Origin of the sequence: Filimonas zeae (assembly GCF_014641615.1) — a bacterium.
Classification (GTDB): Bacteria; Bacteroidota; Bacteroidia; order Chitinophagales; family Chitinophagaceae; genus Filimonas; species Filimonas zeae.
Map to the genome: position 1 here is coordinate 40358 of NZ_BMIB01000008.1, position 23186 is coordinate 63543.

A 23186-nucleotide genomic window follows, 5' to 3' on the forward strand; every position below is an offset into this window, starting at 1 on the left:
TGTTTGTGTATGCCACCCTCCGCGGTGGCATAATACTTTTATCCCATTAGGTATTAGCGAACCTGAAAAACTTACAACTATGCCTAACACTAAGACCGATAACAACGGATTTGCTACAGAGAATGCAGATCAGCTAAGAGATGACGCCGCTAAAGGCGGACCTATGACCGGCGGTGGCAACCCCACCAGCAAACATGGTATTGTATCGCCTTATAACGCCGATACCCAAACACAGTTAGCTGCCAAAGCAGCCCAGAAAAAGAAAGAAAAAGACGATAATAAAGATTGTGATTGTGAGTAGTAGTTGTTGGTCCCTTCCCGCCCAGTAGTGTGGGAGGGGACATTTTTTTACCTTATCACCAAAAACAGTAACACTATGGCAAGGCAGGATTTGACAGATTCCCCACGCGATCAGAAAGCAATGGAACAGGAAGAGACCACTATTGAATTACCAGACGTGGAAGATATACCCGGTCAGGAGCATGTACGCCCCGCGCCACTAAATGGCCTGGGCGATGTTACCGCTGCCTCCGGCGACGAGGAGGGCAGAAGAATACTGGACGCGGACGAAGAGCCCAACGATGCGGACGTAACACCCATTGAGCGGGAATTATTGCAGCAGACCTCCGAAAGCACCGGCAGCGATGATGACCAGGACGTGCGCAATGCCAAAGTAGACGCCGTTGATGATGACGGCGACCCTCTAAATGAGGACGAACTGGACGTACCCGGCGCCGAAGACGACGACGATAACGAAGAAATAGGCGAGGAGGACGAGGAAAATAATGAATACAGCCTGGGAGATAATCAATAGCTGAGCGGAAATGCCAACGTGCTTGTGGAATTGGAGCGATGGCTCCTTTATATAATGGAAAGCCCTTCGGGGCTTTTTTTGTGTGCTTATGGATTCTTCGTAGTACTTCCTGACTGAGCTGCGAAACTTCCTGATTGCGTCAGGAACCTTCCTGACTGAGCCGCGAAGCTTCCTGATTGAGTCAGGAACCTTCCTGACTGAGCCGCGAAACTTCCTGATTGAGCCGCGAAACTTCCTGATTGGGTCGGGAAGCTTCCTGATTGAACCGCGAAGGTTCCTGATCGAGTCAGGAAGCTTCCTGAATGAGCCGCGAAACTTCGTGATTGAGTCGGGAAGTTTCCTGATTGCGTCGGGAAGTTTCCTGATTGGGTCAGGAAGGCTGGCGGATTTTCCGGAAGTGCGGGTGAAAGGCTGCTAAGGGATAGCGGAGAAACGGCTATAGCTTAGCAGGTTATTGGAAATGAACGGCTTGTAACAGGACAGCAGGTTTACTTTTCCCTAGAGTTCTTAATTAACCGGAGTTAAAGATGGCGGTTCAATGCCATTGTCCCTCATCAGTTTAAATACTTTACGCCTCCAGCTACGACGGGCGGCACCGAGACTTTTATATGGCTCCATGATAAGCAGCAGATCGTCTGAGCGATTTAACCTCCCATGAGCGGGTTCATAGTTGATAGGTTCCGCGGCAAGTAGCAAATGAAAATCTTCGGAAGGGCTCTGTGGCGCATCCAAATCAAAGAGCCACCAAGCCTCATCACTATCAAATCGCTTCTCCCTTTCAGATAGGAAAGTCATCAACGTTCCCAAATCATGAAAATTGTCTGTAATAATATCCAGGTCGTATAAATCTTTTTTTGCTTTCCGGGCACAAATGCTCATTAGCTTGAGATGTCCTATATCTTTTACCGTTATCAACCTGAGATTATTTATCATCTCAAATTATCCAGTAATGGAACATTTTGAATAATATCAACTTTGATAGTTTTTTCCCGGACTGCTACGAGTACTTTTAAGAAGCAAAACTGCCCACCATTTTATAAATTCTCAATCCTCGCTAGCCTTATATGATCTCCGAATGCACTTGCGATTTCTGTCTTTATAGCTTCCATTCCTTCTAAGCCTACTGTCGCTCCTGAGAAAAGATCCAGATCAACAGATTCGCGATGATTGCAACGCAAGGCAAGATTGGTTCCACCAGCTAAAGCAAAGGTTGATAGAGATGGCAACGCCTGTAAAATTTCCAAAGTGTCCAGAAGTTCTTTTGAGACAGCTTGTATATTAGACATAATAGTTGACTAGCTACTTTTTAAGACGGGCAGCAAGCTTTCGTTCCCTATTGTCGTGAGAAAAACGTTGAAAAAGTTCAATGTGGTAGCGTTCTGCAACTAATCTGCATACTTCATTGCTGATTAATTCTGTGGTATTTTTTAGCGCATCAGTAATCTCGCTGTGTGTATAAATGTTCTCTAGTTTCTGAATATCAACTTTAAAAGTTAAACTATCAGAAGCATACAAAGCCCTTGGTATAATAAAGTTCTTATCCCTCTGTGCATCCAATTTATCCATTCTCACATCCCAAAAAAGGTGCGCTGGAAAAATGGATGATATATTTAGGCTCTGCTTCACTATACGAATTTAATTAAACTCTGTATAAGATGTTGTAAGCATCCAAAATAGAGGTAAATGTGCTGGTTTTGGCTGCAAATAAAAGCAATGATTTGAACTAGGGAAATTTCTTAACAAAAGACTGATAGCAACGTCTACTTTATAGTGAGACTGAGTTTGTATTGCGTTGATACTGATTAAGTATCTATCGAAAGATCTCCCCATCTGACAGTGCGGGCAGCGTTGAGTCACGGGTTGAGTACCGAGGGCAGAACAGGAGAAGAGGGAGTTCTGACTTGGGCTGACGGGTGGGATTCTCGTATGGGCGAGATGCAAGGATACCAGGTGCCATCAGGACGGATCCGGAGTTTCCCCGTCACCATAAAACCGGATATCGTCGTATCTGAGCGTAATCATTTCGTTTTCCCCCGATATCTTCTGGTGGACGGACTGATCCCATCTTCTTCGTCTCGGTACGCCATATAAATCAGATTTTCCCTTACTCAGAAAAGGAGGGCAAAAACTCAGATGTACGTTCCCAACGCTGGAGAAAGTAGCATGGTCTGCTAGGTGGAAAGGCATATAAAACTGGAAGACTTTACTGCCACTGTATATCACAAAGGAGTACTTCGGACAATGCGCTATGGCTGCGTCTAACTTCCTTTTGAAACGTAATACAAGGCAGTGGGAGAGCTTGCCCGGTAATGTGTGCGTATACAGGTTGAATAAAGGATTTCCCACCAGCTGCGCATCCTTACTGTTATCTCTGAGAAACCCGAAAATGTTCCCTAATTCAGCCAGAGCACCCGCATCCATATAACATAACCCCATTTTCAGGAATATCCGGAAGACGTTGATAGGAACGTACGGGCGTTTTACCGTATGTACCGTGAGCGTCTTTTGCTGCTCATCAATCTGGTAGTGTTCATTATCCAACCCATCGAATATAATGTTGATTTTATGAACCTCTTTATCGTAGGCTACCTGGAGCTTATCTTCCTTTTTTCCGTAACCGGGGACGCCCCGCTTGCCTTTTGTAAGCGAAAGCGTTCTCGATAGTCCCATAAAGGCAGTCAGGTCACCCTCATATCTGTTGAATAACTCATTGCAGGCATCGCACTCAAAATCGGATATCAAAAACTGGTTGCCCATCAGCTGGGGTATGGTATGCGCCACCTTTCTGAAAGTTACTTCCGGTTTCTTCTTGCCACAAAAACGGCAGGTGCGCAAAGCCTGGATCTTTAAACCGGGTTTTCCATCTGGTTCCGTCACCAGGGAATCTAGGTCGTAGTTTTGGAGAAATTCGTCCAGCTCTTCCTCCATGCTATCGGCCATATCCGGCACTTGTATGATCTGGTTGTCATCGGGGGTATTGGCTATAGATAGGATTTTCATGAGCGCAAATTTACTCCTTTGTTACCATCGTCTGATATTCGTCCCGCGCTTCGATTCACCATCTGCAAGGGAGTACAGGCAACATGTAAGCATTAAAGTAAGAAAATAACTATTAAGGTATTTGATGTGAAGGAGGAAAAATTGAAAGCTGGATTATTTGACGAGACCAGTGAGAGTATTAATCTGAAAGGTATCAATCCAAAATAATAATTTCAAATGAACTGACTGAATTTTAAGTGATCGGATTAAAAATATCAATAATTGGGCGATCAATGAAAAGCGGATGATGATAGACTGGATGAGCAATTGCACTTAAGTACAATTGCTCTCCATTTTTATGCAGCCGCCGTTCGATAAACTCTTGTTTTATAAGAGGCGATGATTTACTCATTAACGAGGGCTCTTTGCTTTCCGTCAGACACCGCTTTTCCTTCGGAGTGTATGCTTTCTTACTGAAAATATCCTTTTCGCATAAGGAATGCTTTTTCACATCTATATGTCACTTTATTGCCACCTGCTAATGCAGGATAGATTATACATCATTTACTAATCGTTAAGCACCCATTTATTTACGCTTTGCTTCACTATACGAATCTAACCAAACTCTTGCATGATTTCCTTACTTTTATCTGCATCGGAACTGGCAAAGCTGAACAAATAATTACGACAGAATACCAGTGCTTTAACCCTAAACACAATAACATGGAGACAATAGAAATATTCAAAGGAATTACAGTTATAGACAAAATATTAGAATTTGTGGCTTTGACACCAGATGAAAAGCACTGGAATTATAAAGCGCTTGGCGACAATATGCCCAGACTCATCAGACTAAAGCAAATAAATTCTTTATTGCATGCATTCTCATTAACCGCGAATAGAAATATTTTGGGGAAAGCCACTAACTATCTCAATCCTGACTTGCGGGCAGACATAAATCCTATTCTTGGTGGTGACTTCATTACTAACAGAAGCCTGGATACATATCATGAACTGGCTGATTTTGTAAAATGCTTTCTTCAGGAAAGGAATAGTGGAATGGACAGGGATATCAGAGTTATGGAGTTGAGGTTTATTTATCCCAAAATGATTAATTATAAAATCAAATTGCGTGAAATTATAGGATTCAACTCTGGCTGGATGGAGGCAAGTATGCCATTCGCCTTGTTTCACATACTCCTTACAGATTCGATTAGTGCTAATTTAAAGGATAAGTATGGCGACTTAGACCATGTATTGGAATTGATTATTAATCCGGCAGGGTTGGCTTTTACGGAAAAGGAGTTGATTGAGAAGTTTAACTATCCGAAAGATGATTTGCATCAGTTAGATTTGGAGAATTATTAAAAAATATCGCATTGGCAGTGAGATTTGGAAACTAAGATTTTTTATTGTTTGCTCGGCAAGCGACTACATTTATACAATAATGAAAGGGATAATGCAAAAACTTCAGGAAAGCTGATTTATTTATAGAGCTATATCCACATTGCATTTCAAATAATAGATACCTCGTAAGCTATCTTCGCTAATTAAGCGTTTCTGCCTATTGCACAACAATAAAACATGCGCTAGCAATCAATCTTTTCATAAAAAAATAGAATGTCATACAAAGAACAACTCGAAGCCACAAAAGATTACTACCCATTCGAAAACTGGAAGGAAAGCTACGAAAATGGGATGGAGCAGTATACTACAGAAAACTGCGATAAGACGAAGGCTGTGTTTGATTCATTAATTGAGCACTTAATAGCTTTGGGAGAAAAGGGCCAGGAAAAAGAAAAAATTGCCTTGTTTAAACAAGCGGTTTTATCCTTGAACGATTTAAATGAAGAAATAAGCGGCTTAATTGAAACCGGAGAACGTGAAAGTTTATGCGAACTAATAGACCAGATAACTGTAGCTGCTGGCTTAAATCCGGAAGATTATGCTGATGGAGGTGGTATTGCTGACGAGTGGCGGGAATGGTAAAAGATGTATAGCTTTTCCTTTAGTACTGTGAAAAATAAAAAACGCGCTGAAAAATCAGCGCGCTATTCATTTAAACACAATCAAAATATCCTCTTTTCATATGGCGTGGTACGAGACCGGCAATCGTTATTGGCAAGTAATCTTAGCAAGAATCTGTTAGAGAGCTCATGCGTTATTTGCATTTGCTGAATCAAAGTAACGCCATCATTTTCGTACTAACAAATATTAGTGAAACTTTTTTTAGAAATTTTTGAAAGTTCAGTAATTACGGCGGCGGGGAAAAGTAGAGGTGTATTTACTACACTTTTTATCACCGCCGTAACGGATTTTCAACCCAATTGTAATCAGTTAGTTACGGCAGCCAAAGGCACCTTTTTCTTCTTCTTTTTCTTTTTACCCCACCATATGTAAAAACCGGTAATGGGCAGGCTGGTGCAAATAATACAGGCTATAAAGTACAGTATTTTGGTGGTGCTGCCACCTATAGCGCCTATATGCAGGGCGTAGTTACTACGTCTTATCCAGCTGCTGGCCGGCGCTTCGTCAATATCAGGTTCTGAGCTGGATAATATGCTCAGCGTTTGCTGGTCAAAATACGCCACGCGCCATCTGCCGTGGTGCATATCGGTACAGGTGTATATGGGGGCGTCTGGCTTTTCGGGTATGTTTATTATTACCGAGCTGGTGTTGTGCCGGGCATACTGCGTTCTTACTTTTTCCCATACCAGGTCTACCTTTTTGTGTACCGCGTTGGTATCGGCAGGCAGCTTATCCAGCGGGTAGGGTTTTGCTTTCTTTTCTGTTTTTACGCCGCCTGCCAGGTATAATACGCCATCTCTTATCCAGGGAAAGGACATGATTAAGCCGGTAAACGCTATCAGCACGGCCAGCAGCAGGCTGTAAAAGCCCAGTACATTATGCAGGTCGTAATTAATGCGTTTGCGTTTGGCGCTCCACATTATAGTAAAGCTGTCTTTAATGGTTTTCCGGTTCCATTTTTTAGGTATCCATAATACCAGGCCGGTAATAAGTAAAAAGAAAAACACGGCCGTACTCCAGCGCACTACCTGTATACCTGCTTTACGGCCCAGCCATAATTCAGTATGCCCATCCTGTATAAAATGAAAAATATCCTCATGGTCTACCTCGGCCAGTACCTTGCCGGTATAGGGGTGTACGTAAATGAGGGAGTCTGAATTGCTGGGTGTTATTTTAACCGGTGCATCATCACCATAATACCAGAACCGGTGAAACTTATAGGTAGGCACCTGTGCTTTTACCCTTGTATAAATTTCAGAAGGGGGCAGCGGGGCGGTATGGGCAGGTGGGGTAATATGCCACCATTTGCCGTATATAATGTTCTGTTTAATCTCCTGCTCAAACACCAGCAGGCAACCGGTAAGGCTTATGATGATAACGGGTATGCCAGAGGCAATACCTATCCACAAATGAAACCAGTCGTTAATTTTTCTAAACGTACTCTTTTTATTTCCTGCCATGGTATTAAAATAAGAAGGGGCCCGGAAGCCCCTTTACTTACTGCTTTGAAAAACGATTAATTCATTTTGTCCAGTCGTGAGAAGGAGTTGTAGCCCCCTTGTATCTGCGTACCGCGGGTTACCTTATCGGTAGCGGCATCGTAAACCCATATGTAATCTTTAGCAGTGCCGGAAAGTACGGCAATGTATGCCTTGCCATCTTCTACCAGTACGTTTCTTTCGCCTGAGCCACCAAACGGCACCTCAGTAAGTTTTCTTACCTGCGTACCATTGGCCAGGTTAATAATGGCGTAGCCGTAAGTGCTTTCGTTGTTTACAGTGGTTTCAATGTATTTAAGAATAGCGTTGCCATTACCCAAATCCATAAACAAACCAGAAGCTGCTTCGCGGCTAAGTATGTCAGTTACCTTAACGTGGTAAGCATCATCAGGCTTTGTTTGGCCGTTCTTTATTCTGTATATATAAATAGGCGCGTTGGCGGTACCATCTGCCCATTTGCTAACCCAGCTGGTTAAGTAATACATATCCTTGTTTTTATCAACAAACGAAGTGGCAAAGTAGCCGGAGGTGTTGCCTAAGCCAGAGGTGCGGCTTTCGGCAGTAGTGGTGCCAACAGTAAAGCCGGGGTAGCTGGCCTGTACCATTACGTGGCCGGGGTAGGCTACAAAGCTGCCGTTAATATAGGTAATACCAAAAAACAGGTTACCGTTTACATACTGTATATCGCCACCTACGCGGTACGTAGTATAGCCGGTGGGTATAGCAGGTAAGCCGGTAAAGGTACCGTTGGTAATAGTCATGCTGTTTACATTAACGGTACTGTAGTTAACGTTTTTGCCACCGTTAAAAGCGCCTACCATTACCAGGGTGCTATCGTTTATCCAGGTATGGCCTGCCAGGCTGGTAAGGTTGGTAAAGGGTACCTGCTTAACGCTGCTTACAGCGCCGTTTACCAGCTGGTATTTACCAAAGCGGCCTTCGGTGGTGTTGTAATAGTAGTAGTAACCGCCACGGCTTATAACGCTGTTGTTAAGTATAGAAGTAACATCTACTCCATTGCCGGAGAGGGTTACGGTATCGGTAGTAAGATTGTTTAAACCCAGTACGTAGTAGTTGGCATTGGGCCAGCTGCCTACCTGCACCCACAGGTTAAAAGAACCTTTGTTGGTGGTGGGGGTAGTGCCTCCATCATTTTTGCTACACGCGTTTAGTAACAGCAGACATGCTAACCCACTGATGGTTTTGAAAAGCCTTTTCATGGAAATATGTGTTTATTTTAAGAAGTAACGGAATTTGATATACAAAGCCCTGCCGGGTTTTTGCAAACGAAAGTTGTCGAATGCCAGCACGTTGGTAATGTTTTTACACTCGGCAGATATGTTGTACCGGCTCTGGTGCAGCGACCATGTTACCATGGCGTTGTGTACAAACTGGGTGGGTATAACTACCAGACTGTTCTGGGTAGCAAACCCTTCCCAGGAGCGGTAGTACCAATGGGTGTATTGCGAGCTCCAGTTAAACTGCAAACGGGAATCTTTACCCAGCAGGTTGTTTTTGCCAATACCTACTTCTGCATTACCATACATCCACGGCTGGTTGGGTATTTTGTTTTTGTAGGTGGCAGATATAGTGCCGCTGCTGCCGCCGTTGGCAAATTTGGTATTGTCGGTAGCGTTTTGATAGGTAAAGTTTACAGAGGCGTTGATAAGCCTGTTCCAGGTATATCTTATTTCTGCTTCCAGCCCTTTAATAAGTACATCGGACAGGTTTTTATATTGCAGCTGATTGTTGTCTGATTGAGAGGCGTATATAAAACCTTTGGCGCTGCGGTAAAAGCCTGCTGCTTCTGCATACAACTCGTGCGCAGCTATTTTTTTGCTGTAGAAGCCACCGGCGTTAAAGTTATCGCTCTGTTCGGGCTTAAGGCTCAGGTTATTGGTTACCTGGTAACTGTCGCCAAAAACTTCGCTTATCATTTGCAGGCGGTAAGTATGTTCAAAAGAAGCTTTAATGCCGGCATTATCAGTAAGCTTAAATACAGAAGCCACGCCATACCCGTAATAGCTTTGATAGGTGCTTTGCAGTATATTTTTTAACAGCGTATAATCGTATTGCAGGCGGCTTAGCTGCAGGCCGTAGTACTTACCTATAAAAGTGTTAGTCCACCGTTTGTTCAGCAGTTCCATCTGGTAAGAGAGGCCGCCCAGGTGTTTGCCTATTTTGCCCGGCGAATCGTCATGATCGGTATCCAGCGAGTTATAGGTTTCGTTTTTGGTTTGGTCGAAGTTGTAGTTGAGGTTAACCGTATGGTTTTCTGCAATTTTATAGTTGGCATTAAACCGGCCAAAAACGCGGGGGCGTATTACATACGTTACCCGGTACGATCCTGTTTCGGGGTTACCCGTAATGTACGATCCATCCCAGTAATACTTACGGCGGGTGGTATCGGTAAGTATATATTCATCCCGGGCTGTGGCAGCATATACATTCAGGCCCAGGCGGCCATGCAGCAGCCCGTCTTTTTTATAACGCACATTAAAGTTGGTGCCGTGGCCGTTTTTGGTAACCGCGCCGTATACTACTGTTTGTACTATGCCGGTTTGTACATCTTTATTAAAGTGGGTGTAAGAGCCGCCTACAAACAACAGATCGGCCCATTTTTTATTTACAATACCAATTTCGGCCTGGCCCATTACAGAGCGGTACTGATCGTGAAAGCGGCGGAAATCTTTTTCTACATACTCGTTGGCATTGGCATCCCACACCTCTACGCCGCGCATAAGGTAGTTGTTGTCGGAATAGTTGTAAAAGCCGCTAAGCTTGGCCACAATGCCGGTGGGCTTGTGTATATACTGGCCGGTAAGGGCCGATTGGTGGGTGTTGAATGATCCGTAGCTGTAACTGGCATCCAGATAATTGTACAGGTGCTGGTTGGTAACAATGTTTACAGAGCCACCCAGCGCATCGGAACCCAGCGATACGGGCGATACGCCTTTATATACTTCTACCCGGTCTGCTATGTTTACGGGAATGTTATTCAGCTTCATGGTGCTGCCCATCATATCCAGCGGTACGCCATCTATAAAAAACTTTACGGCATTGCCGGAGAGGCCGTTTATGGAGAAGTTAAAGTCAGACCCTACGCCGCCCTGCTCGCGCATTTTAATACCGGTGGTGCGGTTAAGTACCTGCCCCAGATCGGCCGTGGCGTTGGCAAACTGTTTGGCATCTATAGCGTTTACGGCAAAACCCGTTTCTTTCAGCTTACGGGTTTCTGATTTGCCGTTTACCTGCACCCCGTCTATCTGGTGGGCATCGGCCTGTAAAACAATGGTAATGGCTTTGCCGCTGCGGGTATCTACCTCTTTAGTGTAGGGTAAAAAGCCAACGGAGGTAACGGTAATCTGCACTTTACCGGCATTGGGTACCTTAATGGTAAAGCGGCCATTGGTATCGGAAATGCTTCCGGTGCTGGTATTAGCTACCTGTATAGCAGCGCCTGGTATAGGTTGCGATTGCTCATTTTTAATGGTACCCGTAATGGTTTGAGCGGTAGAAAACAATGTAAATAGTAGTAAGGGAAGCAGCTGTAAAACCCTGAAATAGTACATATGTGCTTTAATGATTGATGAACATTCAATCAGTAGTAGCACAACCACGCATTTTCCCCGAAAAAAAAGAAAGTTTTTTTTCGGGTAGGGTTAGTTCAGCTTTTCCAGCCGCACAATATAATCTACCGGGCCGGCCAGGTGCAGGCCTTTGGTAACCGCTTTGGTATGCGTGTTATATATCCATATATCGTTGCCGCCTTTGCCGTCGTTAACGGATATGTACACCTTTTCGCCTTCTGCCAGTACACAGGTGCGGGAGCTGCCTCTGTCTAAAGGCAGATTTAGCTTTTGTACCGCCTGTGTTTGCAGGTTAATTACATAATACTCTATATGGGGCACTTTGTAATGCTCTTCAAACGTGGCAAACAAATCTTTACGCTCGCTGCGCAAAATGGCTTCGTTGTTACCAATATACCAGAGCCCGTAGGCGTGGTTATGAACAGCGGAGGCGGATATGTTAAAGAAGTAACTGCTGTCTGGTGTTTGTTCGCCAGCCTTTATGCGGTATATGGCGGTAGGCTGGGTGGGGTTGGCGCCGCGTACTATGCCGGGGCAACTGAGGAAGTAAAAATTGCCCTTTTCATCGTCAAACGTATTCTGCTGGGCAGTGTTTACGTTACCGGGGTAGGTGGAGCGTGCGTCTTTGGTAATCTGCTGCAGCTGCATACCGGGATAGCTGGTTTGCGCCAGATACACCGTATCGCTGGAGCCGTAGCCGTTTACCTCGTTCTGGTAATGGTACGTGTAACCAAACCAGCAATAAGGCGGGCGTATTTTTACAAGACCTACCGACAGGTAGTTGAACGGTGGCTGAGGGCCGGGTATGGGCACATCATCTACCACCGCCTTCATGGTATGTACATTAATGCGGGCGTACTTTTTAATACCCGGCGGAATATTGCTGTTTACAATAAGTATAGAATCGGGGGTATAAAACACGCAGTTATCGGGGTATTTAAAGCCGGGCAGCAGCACAGAATCTACCGCTGTAAACTGGTTGTTGATAATAGTGTTTTTTACAAAGTAGTGGCTGAGGCTGTTTACAAAATAGTAATAACCTTCTTTTACGGTAAGATAGTACCAGATACGTGGGGGAGAAACCACAGGTACGCCATCCTGCACGGGGTAGGCTGTGCCGCCGTCTAAACTATCGGTTTGAATAATGTATTGTTTGTTGTCGTTACACATAACCATGATGCTGTATTTTTTAGCAGATGGCCGGGCAGGGCGGGTGCAGCTACTGATGCTGACAACAAATGCGGGATAGAATACTAACAGGAATAGAAATCGGCTAAAGGCTCCCATTCAATAAAAGTAGGCTAAATTTTGAACTGCTCGCTCAGTTGGTTTTTGATAACGGGAGGCAATTCAAATAACATGTTTTCATTAATCACCAGCATTTCAGAAGACTCTTTGTCTTTATAATGCAGCGCTATGTACGATTCGCCTTCGCTGATATGAATGGCTTTGGTGCGGGTGGTACCATCTTTACAGGTGGTATGAAATAACAGATCCTGATTTTTGGTGGAAACAATTTTAATGGTGCCGTGGAAGTTAAGCGTATCCTGCTGAAAGCTGGCTTTGCTTTCTTTACCCAGCTGAATAGTAAAGCCCGGATTACTGCTGTTGCTAGCAGTGGTAGCTGGTGTATCAGAAGCAGCTACCAGAAAACGGAATACTACAAACAGCAGTACGGCGGCAGCGGCGGCAATATGCGGCAGGTATCTTTTATAAAAAGGAGCCACGGGGCGTACCTGTTGCCATATCTGTTGTTTCATGGCATCTCTGGCGGTGGCATTGGTAAAAGCACCTGCGGGCGCATCGGCTATATCGTTATCCAGCCAGCTTTCTACAGCGGCTGCTTCTTCCGGTGTGCAATGCCCATCGTGATACTTTTCTATCAGTGCTTTAGTTACCTGCATAAACGCTTTCTCAGTGCACCAAATATAATAAAAACGGGCAGATGGAGTAAAGGGCATACTCCTGCAGATTAGATTTTAAAAAGCTGAGGGCTTTGGTAAGCTGGTATTCTACCTTGCGTTCAGATACGCTGAGGCTGGCGGCTATTTCTTTATTGCTAAGGCCCATTTCGCGGCTCATGGCAAAAATTCTGCGCCCTTCGGTAGGCAGGGTATCTACCAGTACATTCAGTTTTTGAGAGAGGCAGCTGTGTAACACATCGTTTTCGGTAGTGTTGCTTTGCGCATGCTGGCGGTTGGCAATGGTGGCCATATGAGCAGAACGAATGCGGGTGTTGCGGATGTATTCAAATACTTTTAGTTTGGCTGCGCGAAGCAGATACCGCTCGGCCGACTGGGTAATTTCCAGGCTGCTGCGGCGCTCCCATAACGATTTAAAAATATCCTGCACCATCTCCCGGGCCAGTTCACTATCCTCCAGATTTGAATAACATACTGTATATACTTTTTCCCAGTATAGTTCATATATGTGGGTGAATGTAGCTTCGTTCATCATCGGGCGTAAAATTCCGTAAAAAAAATGGCCGGTTTTTGAGCGGAACAAAGGATTTCCCGATTTCGGAAACAGAATTTCCGGTTGTAATAAGGAGTAGCCTGGCGGTGCAGAGGCGCTATTGGGTTGTTATCCTGTACTTTCTGTTGTATCTGCCATTGTTTTAGTGGTAACGGTGGGCGTTTGCTCCGTGCAGTCGGCACGGTTTTCGGGTAAATAGCTTAAATTCATTAGATTAAACTGTAATCCTTGTATGAAGACACGATCATCTGCTATGCCCGTATTGCTATCTGCTGCCGTTATGGGAATGTTTGCTGCCTGTGGGGGCAAAGACAACAAAGACAATAAAGCCGACACCACAAAAGTGGTGGTAGCGCCGCCCTCAGGCCCCGGAACGCCCATTAAAATTGACAGTTCCAAACGATACATATATCTTACCTGGGACGATGCGCCGCAGCCACCAGGTACCAATATAAGCAAAGCTATATTTCATGAGCAGGGCGTAAAAGCTACCTTTTTTATGGTAGGTATGCACCAGTTTGACCACCGCCGTAAAATGATTGTGGACAGCGTGCGTAATGCTTACCCCGAATTTTTACTGGCCAACCACAGCTATACCCATGGTTTCCGCAACAACTACCGTCAGTTTTATTCGCACGCCGATAGCGCCGTAGCGGATTTTCAGAAAGCGCAGGACGAGCTGAAAGTGCCGGTAAAAATTATACGCCTGCCCGGTAACAACAACTGGGTGTTTAAAGGCGAGATAAACGGGCCTAAAATACCCCGCGAAGTATGTAAACGTTTAGATTCACTCGGCTATAGCGTAGTAGGCTGGGATGTGGAATGGCGCTTTAAAGGCAATTCTACTCCTATACAAAGTGCTACCCAGCTGGCGCAGGAAGTGAATGATAAACTGGACAACTTTACCAGCTTTACACCTAACACGGTAGTAATTCTGGCGCACGACCGCATGTTTGCCCCGGCACAGTATGCCGATTCGCTGCGTCGCTTTATCACTATTCTGAAGCAGGACCCACGTAATGTGTTTGAAACCATCGACCACTATCCGCTGATTCAGCAGCAGAAGTAGCCTTTGTCATGAACCTATATAACACCTTCTCCATCGTTATCGTACTGGCAGCCGTAATTGCCTATCTCAATCAACGGTTTTTACGGCTGCCCAATACGATAGGCGTAATGATTATAGCCATCTTCATCTCCGTGCTGCTGATGCTCGGCAGCAGTTTTGTTCCCGCCTTTTTTCAGGATACTATTACCCTGATTGATTCCGTTGATTTTGGTAAAATGCTTACCGGTGCCGTACTGGGCTTTCTGCTGTTTGCAGGCACCATACAAATACGTATTGACGATTTAAAAAACCAGAAGCTGGCCGTGTTTCTGTTTTCTACCGTTAGCGTGGTATTGTCTACAGTAATAGTGGGTGTGCTATTATACGGACTGCTGCAGTTGCTGGATATACGCGTGCCATTGCTGCAGTGTTTTCTGTTTGGTGCGCTGATATCACCCACCGATCCTGTTTCGGTGCTGGCTATTTTAAAGGGCGCCAATATTTCCAAAGCGCTGGAAACGAAAATAGCCGGCGAATCTATTTTTAACGATGGGGTAGCCCTGGTTATCTTCTTCAGTATTCTGCATGCCATTCGTAATCCTGATGAAGCGGTTACTGTTTCTCAGGTAGCTAAAGTGTTTGCCGTAGAGGCGCTGGGTGGTTTGGCGCTGGGGGCTGCTATTGGCTTTGTGGCTGTAAAAGCATTAAAAAGTATTGACCATTATAAAGTGGAAGTGATGATAACCCTGGCGGTGGTAATGGGCGGCTATTACCTGGCCGGTAGCCTGGGCGTATCTGGCCCGTTAACCATGGTGGCGGCAGGCATTATTATAGGCAACTATGGAAAAACCTTTGCCATGAGTGACCTTACCCGCGATTACCTGGAGAAATTCTGGGAGCTGGTGGAGGAGATACTGAACATTATGCTGTTTGTGCTGATAGGCTTTGAGCTGTTACTGATTAAGCATTTTAAATACTACTGGACTATTGGGTTGAGTACTATTGTAATAGTGCTGATAGCCCGTTTTATTTCTATTGCCATTCCTTCCATCTTTATCCGTTTTCAGGAAAAGCTGCGCCTGCGTACCATATTATTCCTTACCTGGGGGGGGCTTAGGGGAGGAGTATCTATTGCGTTGGCCCTAAGTTTAACGCGGGGGCTGCATAAAGACCTGTTTTTGTTTATAACCTATTGCACCGTAGTATTTTCGGTAATTGTACAGGGGCTGAGTATTGAGCGACTAACCAGCCGGCAGAAGAGGGCACTAATTGAATCTCGCGAGGTTATTAAATAGAAAGCTTTACTTCCGCATATTGTAAAGAGCTGCATTTTTCACGTCTGCTTTCTTATATAATATAAGAATTGCATTATGAACATGGAGTATGTAGGTAAAGTTTACCGGGATGACAACCCGTGGATTATGGGTGAATCCTATTGGAGGAATGTTGTATTTTGGGATTGATGCTTATTATCCCAATGGATGGGATGGCGCAACTCAGATGATGTCTTTGATAGAGGCTAATGAACGTGCGATGGTAGGGCATAATATGTTAAATGGTGTTCCTAAAGAATAGTGTATGAGTTTTAAAAGAATGTGCTATTATCTTTTTTATAAGTTCTATAGTTTATCAGAAGCTGCTCCCTCGCGATGGTGGAGTGATATAAAAGCGCTTTTAGCGATAACTATACTTCAGATTTTGCTTTTACTTTCTTTTATAGCTTATTATAATGCGTTTACGAAACAAAATTTATTCGCCGGGCCTACGCACCCGGTCGAGATTGCAAGCATTGTTTGCCTGGCAGCGGTTAATTATCTGTTTTTCTTAAGCAATGATAAATGGAAACCCTATGCCGCTGAATTTGACCAATGGCCAAAAGGCAAGAACAGGATAGGTTCTGTTGTTGTGCTACTTTTAACCGTATTGGTTTTTGTAAACCTCCTTTTTTCTTTTACTTTATAAATTTGGCATTGCCGGATTTACAAAAGAGATAGCCATTTTGTTGTTTTCTGCTAAATTATTACCTTTGCCCTCTTATGGAGTTTGGAAAGTTGTATCCCAATCACTCAACAACATACTTGCAACCCCGGGCACACAGAAGCTTATTCTGCCTTAACAATCTGGATAACAGGGCGTTAGGGTATTCTTGTGTACAGGAGTTTGTAAGTGTTTTTGCGTGGAAATAGGAGCTTTTCAAGAAACCCTCCGTTTAAACAATAAGTAATTTTTACGTATGGCTATTAAAAAAGAGAATCGTCCTAAAGCCACCTTCTCCAAAATTACCATTGGTCTGGCATCGCCCGACAGTATTCTGGAGCGCAGCTTTGGTGAAGTATTGAAGCCTGAAACCATTAACTACCGTACCTACAAGCCGGAGCGTGATGGTCTGTTTTGTGAAAGAATTTTCGGTCCGGTAAAAGATTATGAGTGCGCCTGTGGTAAATACAAGCGTATTCGTTATAAGGGTATTGTGTGTGACCGTTGTGGTGTAGAGGTTACTGAAAAGAAAGTACGTCGTGAGCGTATGGGCCACATTAAACTGGTGGTGCCTGTAGTACACATCTGGTACTTTAAAAGCTTACCTAACAAAATTGGTTACCTGTTAGGTATGAGCTCTAAAAAATTAGAGACCATTGTTTATTATGAAAGATATGCGGTAATACAACCGGGTATCCGTGAAGATAAAAACCTGCAGTCCGGCGATCTGCTGACTGAAGAAGAGTATCTGGAAATTATTGATAACCTGCCCAAAGACAACCAGTACCTGCCTGATGATGATCCGCAAAAGTTCATCGCTAAAATGGGTGCTGAAGCAGTACATGATCTGCTGGCGCGTATTGATCTGGATTCTCTGAGCTTTACCCTGCGTAACGCAGCGGCCAACGAAACTTCCCAGCAACGTAAAGCAGACGCCCTGAAGCGTTTGAGCGTAGTGGAAAGTTTCCGTGACGCATCTACCCGCATCACCAACCGCCCTGAGTGGATGGTAATGCAGTATGTGCCTGTTATTCCTCCTGAACTGCGTCCGTTAGTTCCTTTGGATGGTGGCCGTTTTGCTTCTTCTGATCTGAACGACTTATACCGTCGTGTTATTATCCGTAACAACCGTCTGAAGCGTTTGTTAGAGATTAAAGCGCCTGAAGTAATCTTACGTAACGAAAAACGTATGTTACAGGAAGCGGTGGATTCTCTGTTCGATAACAGCCGTAAGAGCAACGCCGTTAAAGCAGAAGGTGGTCGCGCCCTGAAATCTTTAAGTGATGTACTGAAAGGTAAACAAGGTCGTTTCCGTCAGAACTTGTTAGGTAAGCGTGTGGATTACTCTGGTCGTTCTGTAATTGTGGTAGGCCCCGAGCTGAAAATGCACGAATGTGGTTTACCAAAAGATATGGCAGCCGAGCTGTTTAAGCCATTCGTTATCCGTAAACTGATTGAAAGAGGTATCGTGAAAACAGTGAAATCGGCCAAGAAGCTGGTTGACCGCAAGGAAGCTGTTATCTGGGATATCCTGGAAAATATATTAAAAGGCCACCCGGTAATGTTAAACCGTGCTCCTACGCTGCACCGTTTATCAATCCAGGCCTTCCAGCCCCGTCTGGTAGAAGGTAAAGCTATTCAACTGCACCCGTTAGTAACGGCGGCATTCAACGCCGACTTTGACGGTGACCAGATGGCGGTACACGTGCCTTTGAGCAGCGCCGCAATTCTGGAAGCACAGTTGCTGATGCTGTCTTCTCACAACATTCTGAACCCGCAAAACGGTACGCCTATCACCCTGCCTTCTCAGGACATGGTACTGGGCTTGTACTATATTACCAAGGGTAAGAAAACCACTGAAACCGAGATTGTAAAAGGCCAGGGTATGGCTTTCTACAGTATGGATGAAGTGATTATTGCTTATAACGAAAACCGTGTTGACCTGCACGCGAACATTAAGGTGAAAACCAATGTGCGTGAAGGTGGCCAGCTGGTGAAGAAACTGATTGATACTACTGTAGGCCGCGTACTGTTTAACCAGCACGTACCTGTGGAAGTAGGTTTCGTAAACGCCCTGCTGACCAAGAAAAGCTTACGGGAAATTATTGGTGACATTATCAAAATCACCAACGTTCCTAAAACGGCTAAGTTCCTGGACGATATCAAAACTTTAGGTTTCCGCATGGCCTTCCGTGGTGGCTTGTCATTTAACGTAAATGACCTGATTATCCCAACCATGAGAAACGAACTGCTGGAGCAGGCTAAAGTAGAGGTAGAAGAGGTTTGGGAAAACTACAACATGGGTCTGATTACCAATAACGAGCGTTATAACCAGGTAATTGATATCTGGAGCCGTGTGGATACCCGTATTACGGAAACACTGATCCGCGAAATGCAGAATGACAAACAGGGCTTTAACTCTGTATACATGATGCTGGATTCCGGAGCGCGTGGTAGTAAGCAACAGGTTAAACAGCTGGCGGGTATCAGAGGTCTGATGGCGAAACCAAGGAAGTCTGGTTCTTCCGGTTCCGAGATCATCGAAAACCCGATCCTTTCCAATTTTAAAGGTGGCTTGAACGTACTGGATTACTTCATCTCTACGCACGGTGCCCGTAAGGGTCTGGCGGATACGGCCCTGAAAACGGCGGATGCGGGTTACCTGACCCGTCGTCTGGTAGACGTATCTCAGGATGTGGTAATTTCTGAAGAAGATTGTGGTACTTTAAGAGGTATTGCTACTTCTGCACTGAAAGACAACGAAGATATTATTGAGCCACTGTTAGATCGTATCGTAGGCAGAAGCTCTCTGCACGATGTATTCCATCCGCAAACGGAAGAAGTACTGGTAAATGCAGGTGAAGAAATTACTACCGATATAGCAAAAGCTATTGAAGAAGCAGGTATTGAAACGGTTGAAATACGTTCTGTACTTACCTGCGAAAGCAAGCGTGGTGTGTGTGTGAAGTGTTACGGTAAAAACCTGGCAACCGGTTACGTGGCACAGAATGGTGATGCGGTAGGTATCATCGCTGCACAGTCCATCGGTGAGCCTGGTACACAGCTTACCCTGCGTACCTTCCACGTGGGTGGTATCGCCGGTTCTTCTTCTATTGAATCTTCACTGAACGCGAAGTTTGATGGTACCATCCAGTTCGATGGTCTGCGTACCGTAACTACCGAGAACAATGAAGGTGACAAAGTTCAGATCGTAATTGGCCGTACCGGTGAGGTGCGTATCATGGATGTGAAGAACGATCGTCTGTTAATCACCAACAACGTACCATACGGTGCAACCCTGAACGTAAAAGACGGTCAGCAGGTGAAGAAAGGCGAGCCAATCTGTACCTGGGATCCGTTCAACAACGTTATCGTTGCTGAAATTGCGGGTGAGATTAAGTTTGAGAACGTTATTGACGGTGTTACTTACCGTGAAGAAGCGGACGAACAAACCGGTCACCGCGATAAAGTGGTTATTGAAACCAAAGACAAAACCCGTATCCCATCTATCTCTGTAGAGGGTAAGGAAATTAAAAACTATAACTTACCTGTAGGCTCCCGTCTGGTAATGGAAGAGGGCGACAAAGTAAAAGCCGGTCAGGTAATAGTTAAGATACCAAGAACACTGCGTAAGTCTGGTGATATCACCGGGGGCTTACCTCGTGTAACTGAACTGTTTGAAGCAAGAAACCCAGGTAACCCTGCGGTGGTTTGTGAAATTGACGGTGTGGTAGGCTTTGGTAACGTTAAACGTGGTAACCGCGAAATTATCGTGGAAGCAAGAGACGGTATTGTGAAGAAATATCTGGTACCGTTGACCCGTCAGATCCTGGTTCAGGATGGTGACTTTGTGAAAGCAGGTACACCATTATCTGATGGTCAGATTGCTCCGGCCGATATCCTGGCTATCAAAGGTCCGTTTGCTGTACAGGAGTACGTGGTGAACGAGATTCAGGAAGTATATCGCTTACAGGGTGTAAAAATCAACGACAAACACATTGAAGTAATCGTTCGTCAGATGATGAAAAAAGTGGAGATTGTTGACGCTGGTGATACCCGCTTCCTGGAAGAAGATCTGGAAGACAGATTTGACTTTAACGACGAGAACGACCGCATTTTTGATAAGAAGGTAGTAACCGAACCAGGCGAAAGCACTAAGCTGAAAGCTGGTCAGATCGTTACCCTGCGTGAGCTGAGAGAAGAAAACTCAATCTTACGCCGTAACGATAAAAAACTGGTTGAAGTGCGTGATGCACAGCCTGCAACCGCTACACCGGTGTTATTGGGTATTACCAAGGCATCGCTGGGTGTTCAGAGCTGGATTTCAGCGGCATCGTTCCAGGAAACTACCAAGGTACTGAGTTCTGCGGCTATCCAGGGTAAAACGGATGATATGCTCGGCTTGAAAGAGAATATCGTAACAGGTCACCTGATTCCTGCCGGTACCGGTCAGAAAGCGTTTGAGAACATGATCGTGGGCAGTAAAGAAGAGTATGAACTGCTTTCTACTGCGCGCGAAGCCATGAACTTTGACGAAGAAGAATAGTTGAATTACAAGGTCTTTTATACAAAAGGCTGATAACTGTAACTGGTTATCAGCCTTTTCTTTATTGTATATTTTCTGTTAAAATAAAAGCAATTTCGTTTTGTGGCTGGGTAATCCTGGTTATCTTCATCACCCCAAAATAATTTGAATGAAGAATTTTTCAATTGCATTGAATATTGTATTGGTAGTAGCAGTGGCTGTGCTGTTTTATCTGGTATTATCTGACAAGCAGCCTAAAGCGCCGGTATATGGGCCGCAGGTAGCGGATTCAGCATCTCCTGCTTCTTTTAAGATAGCTTACTTTGAAAGTGACAGTCTGGAAAAGCAATACGAATATTATAAAGAGGCAAGAACTAAAATACGTGCTAAAGAAGAGGAGAACGGCCGTGTAATGACGGGTATGAGAAGCCGTTATACCAGCCGCCTGAAAGAGTTACAACAGCGCGCCAACACAATGAGCCAGAACGAGCAGCAGGCTGCCCAGCAGGAACTGGCGCAGATGGAGCAGGAGTTTGAAGCTACCGGCCAGCGTTTGCAACAGGACATGCAGGCAGAGAGCATGCGCCATTTACAGGAAGTAAAGAATAAAATTCAGGCCTTTCTGAAAGATTATGCGAGAGAGAAAGGATACATATTTGTATTTGGCAGTAACGAATACGATTATCTGTATTATAAAGATTCTACCCGCGATATTACTTCGGATGTGGTAAAGCTGCTGAACGAGCGGTATAAGGCAGAGAAGCCCGCTAAGAAATAGCGCTTACTACTATATTATAATTCATTATCTTGAAATCCCGTATTAACCACGGGATTTTTTTATGCACCAGAACGAGTTTAAACCAACGCTAAGTCTGCTTGATGGAACCATGATTGTAGCCGGTAGTATGATAGGCTCCGGAATTTTTATAGTAAGCGCCGATATGCTGCGCAACGTAGGCTCGTCCGGCTGGCTGATGATTGTATGGCTGATTACCGGTTTTATGACGGTAGCGGCGGCAGTGAGCTATGGCGAGCTGAGTTCTATGTTTCCCAAAGCAGGCGGGCAGTATGTATACCTGAAAGAATCGTACAATCCGCTGGTGGGCTTTTTATACGGCTGGAGTTTTTTTGCTGTAATACAAACCGGCACCATTGCCGCAGTAGGGGTAGCATTTTCTAAGTTTACCGCTTATCTGATACCGGGTGTGAGTGAAGACCGGGTGCTGCTGGAGATGGGCAGCTTTCATATATCGCCCGCGCAGGTGCTATCTATTGTAACCATTATAATACTTACGTGGATTAATACCCGTGGCGTTAAAAACGGGAAGATTATACAAACCACTTTCACCATTACCAAGCTGGTAAGCATATTCGGCTTGATTGCCTGTGGCTTGATAGCTACCAAAGGAGATGTATGGCAGGGTAACTGGGGCGCGGCCGATACCTGGAGCCTGCATAAATTGAATGTAGATGGATCGGTAGCCAGCTATACCACAGTGGCTGCATTGGGGGCTATTGCTGCTGCTATGGTGGGCAGTATTTTCAGCAGTGTGGCATGGGAGGGCGTTACATTTATAGCCGGAGAAATTAAGAACCCCAAACGCAATGTGGGGCTGAGTTTGTTTCTGGGCACCTTCATAGTATCTATTGTATACTTTCTGGCCAATATTATGTACACCGCTGTGTTGCCGTTACAGGAAATAGCTACGGCTGAAAAAGACCGTGTGGCAGTAGCTGCCTCGCACGCCATATTTGGTGATATAGGTACGTATGTAATAGCGGTGATGATTATGATTTCCACTTTTGGATGTAATAACGGATTAATACTGGCGGGTGCCCGTGTGTATTATACTATGGCTAAAGATGGTTTGTTCTTTCGCAAAACGGGCGAGCTGAACAATTATGCGGTACCGGAGTTTGGGTTGTGGATACAGTGTGTGGTGGCGTGTTTGCTTTGCCTGAGTGGTAAATACGGCGACCTGCTGGATATGGTATCGTTTGTGGTAGTAATATTTTACGTATTAACTATTCTGGGCATTTTTATTCTGAGAAAGAAACGGCCTGATGCGGAACGACCTTACAAAGCCTTTGGATATCCTGTTTTGCCTGCCTTGTTTATAGTAATGGGCCTGGCATTTTGCCTGCTGCTGATTGTGTACAAACCTAATTTTACCTGGCCGGGCCTGATTATTGTGCTGTCTGGTATTCCTATTTATTACCTTGCAGTTGCAAAACGTAAAACCGAATAAGT

General features: G+C 44.8%; 21 protein-coding genes. 11 read left to right on the top strand and 10 right to left on the bottom strand.

Annotation, left to right across the window (positions count from 1 at the left end; all coding sequences use genetic code 11):
* The first annotated feature begins 79 nt into the window (after positions 1-79).
* Together IEY13_RS28895 and IEY13_RS30255 are read left to right on the top strand one after the other, a co-directional pair.
* Entirely contained in the window at positions 80-301 is a 222-nt protein-coding gene (locus tag IEY13_RS28895; RefSeq protein WP_188959136.1) for a hypothetical protein, read from the top strand.
* Between the two features lie 75 nt (positions 302-376).
* Positions 377-814 (top strand): hypothetical protein, encoded by a 438-nt coding sequence (locus tag IEY13_RS30255; protein ID WP_229688062.1) that lies wholly within the window; start codon positions 377-379, stop codon positions 812-814.
* Positions 815-1321: 507 nt separating this feature from the next.
* Here the strand turns inward: IEY13_RS30255 and IEY13_RS28905 are convergent.
* From IEY13_RS28905 to IEY13_RS28920, 4 genes are all read right to left on the bottom strand, one after another.
* On the bottom strand, positions 1322-1729 hold the full coding sequence (locus tag IEY13_RS28905; RefSeq protein ID WP_188959138.1) for a hypothetical protein: 408 nt from the start codon (positions 1727-1729) through the stop codon (positions 1322-1324).
* A gap of 119 nt (positions 1730-1848) precedes the next feature.
* The gene (locus tag IEY13_RS28910; RefSeq protein ID WP_188959141.1) at positions 1849-2100 is read right to left on the bottom strand and encodes a nucleotidyl transferase AbiEii/AbiGii toxin family protein; all 252 of its coding nucleotides are present in this window, start codon (positions 2098-2100) and stop codon (positions 1849-1851) included.
* Between the two features lie 13 nt (positions 2101-2113).
* Positions 2114-2440 carry a DUF6922 domain-containing protein gene (locus tag IEY13_RS28915; protein WP_188959143.1) on the bottom strand — a complete coding sequence of 109 codons (327 nt, stop codon included), beginning with the start codon at positions 2438-2440 and terminating at the stop codon, positions 2114-2116.
* A gap of 330 nt (positions 2441-2770) precedes the next feature.
* A complete protein-coding gene (locus IEY13_RS28920; protein WP_188959145.1) occupies positions 2771-3814 on the bottom strand; it encodes an HNH endonuclease in 1044 nt (347 codons plus the stop codon).
* 702 nt (positions 3815-4516) lie between these two features.
* On the opposite strand from IEY13_RS28920, the gene IEY13_RS28925 reads away from it, so the two are divergent.
* Together IEY13_RS28925 and IEY13_RS28930 are read left to right on the top strand one after the other, a co-directional pair.
* Complete coding sequence (locus IEY13_RS28925) at positions 4517-5161, top strand: hypothetical protein (RefSeq protein WP_188959147.1); 645 nt, start codon at positions 4517-4519, stop codon at positions 5159-5161.
* A gap of 252 nt (positions 5162-5413) precedes the next feature.
* Positions 5414-5782 carry a hypothetical protein gene (locus IEY13_RS28930; RefSeq protein ID WP_188959149.1) on the top strand — a complete coding sequence of 123 codons (369 nt, stop codon included), beginning with the start codon at positions 5414-5416 and terminating at the stop codon, positions 5780-5782.
* 344 nt (positions 5783-6126) lie between these two features.
* On the opposite strand, the gene IEY13_RS28935 is transcribed toward IEY13_RS28930, so the two are convergent.
* The 6 genes from IEY13_RS28935 to IEY13_RS28960 form a co-directional block, all read right to left on the bottom strand.
* A complete protein-coding gene (locus tag IEY13_RS28935) occupies positions 6127-7281 on the bottom strand; it encodes a PepSY-associated TM helix domain-containing protein (protein ID WP_188959151.1) in 1155 nt (384 codons plus the stop codon).
* 56 nt (positions 7282-7337) lie between these two features.
* Positions 7338-8540, bottom strand: a complete 1203-nt coding sequence (locus tag IEY13_RS28940; RefSeq protein ID WP_188959153.1) for a DUF4374 domain-containing protein — start codon at positions 8538-8540, stop codon at positions 7338-7340.
* A 12-nt stretch (positions 8541-8552) separates the two neighbouring features.
* Entirely contained in the window at positions 8553-10934 is a 2382-nt protein-coding gene (locus tag IEY13_RS28945) for a TonB-dependent receptor (RefSeq protein WP_229688063.1), read from the bottom strand.
* Positions 10935-10982: 48 nt separating this feature from the next.
* Entirely contained in the window at positions 10983-12086 is a 1104-nt protein-coding gene (locus IEY13_RS28950) for a DUF4374 domain-containing protein (RefSeq protein ID WP_188959155.1), read from the bottom strand.
* A gap of 125 nt (positions 12087-12211) precedes the next feature.
* On the bottom strand, positions 12212-12814 hold the full coding sequence (locus tag IEY13_RS28955; RefSeq protein ID WP_188959157.1) for a hypothetical protein: 603 nt from the start codon (positions 12812-12814) through the stop codon (positions 12212-12214).
* A 10-nt stretch (positions 12815-12824) separates the two neighbouring features.
* Positions 12825-13367: an RNA polymerase sigma-70 factor gene (locus IEY13_RS28960; protein ID WP_188959158.1), complete on the bottom strand. Its 543-nt coding sequence runs from the start codon at positions 13365-13367 to the stop codon at positions 12825-12827.
* A 250-nt stretch (positions 13368-13617) separates the two neighbouring features.
* Here IEY13_RS28960 and IEY13_RS28965 point away from each other — a divergent pair, with 250 nt between their 5' ends.
* From IEY13_RS28965 to IEY13_RS28995, 7 genes are all read left to right on the top strand, one after another.
* On the top strand, positions 13618-14454 hold the full coding sequence (locus IEY13_RS28965; protein ID WP_188959160.1) for a polysaccharide deacetylase family protein: 837 nt from the start codon (positions 13618-13620) through the stop codon (positions 14452-14454).
* 8 nt (positions 14455-14462) lie between these two features.
* A complete protein-coding gene (locus tag IEY13_RS28970; RefSeq protein ID WP_188959161.1) occupies positions 14463-15728 on the top strand; it encodes a cation:proton antiporter in 1266 nt (421 codons plus the stop codon).
* A gap of 109 nt (positions 15729-15837) precedes the next feature.
* A complete protein-coding gene (locus tag IEY13_RS28975; RefSeq protein ID WP_188959163.1) occupies positions 15838-16008 on the top strand; it encodes a hypothetical protein in 171 nt (56 codons plus the stop codon).
* Between the two features lie 3 nt (positions 16009-16011).
* Positions 16012-16395, top strand: a complete 384-nt coding sequence (locus IEY13_RS28980; protein WP_188959165.1) for a hypothetical protein — start codon at positions 16012-16014, stop codon at positions 16393-16395.
* 271 nt (positions 16396-16666) lie between these two features.
* The gene (gene rpoC / locus IEY13_RS28985) at positions 16667-20956 is read left to right on the top strand and encodes a DNA-directed RNA polymerase subunit beta' (RefSeq protein WP_188959167.1); all 4290 of its coding nucleotides are present in this window, start codon (positions 16667-16669) and stop codon (positions 20954-20956) included.
* A gap of 148 nt (positions 20957-21104) precedes the next feature.
* On the top strand, positions 21105-21713 hold the full coding sequence (locus IEY13_RS28990; protein WP_188959169.1) for an OmpH/Skp family outer membrane protein: 609 nt from the start codon (positions 21105-21107) through the stop codon (positions 21711-21713).
* Between the two features lie 61 nt (positions 21714-21774).
* Entirely contained in the window at positions 21775-23184 is a 1410-nt protein-coding gene (locus tag IEY13_RS28995; RefSeq protein WP_188959170.1) for an APC family permease, read from the top strand.
* Positions 23185-23186: the final 2 nt, after the last annotated feature.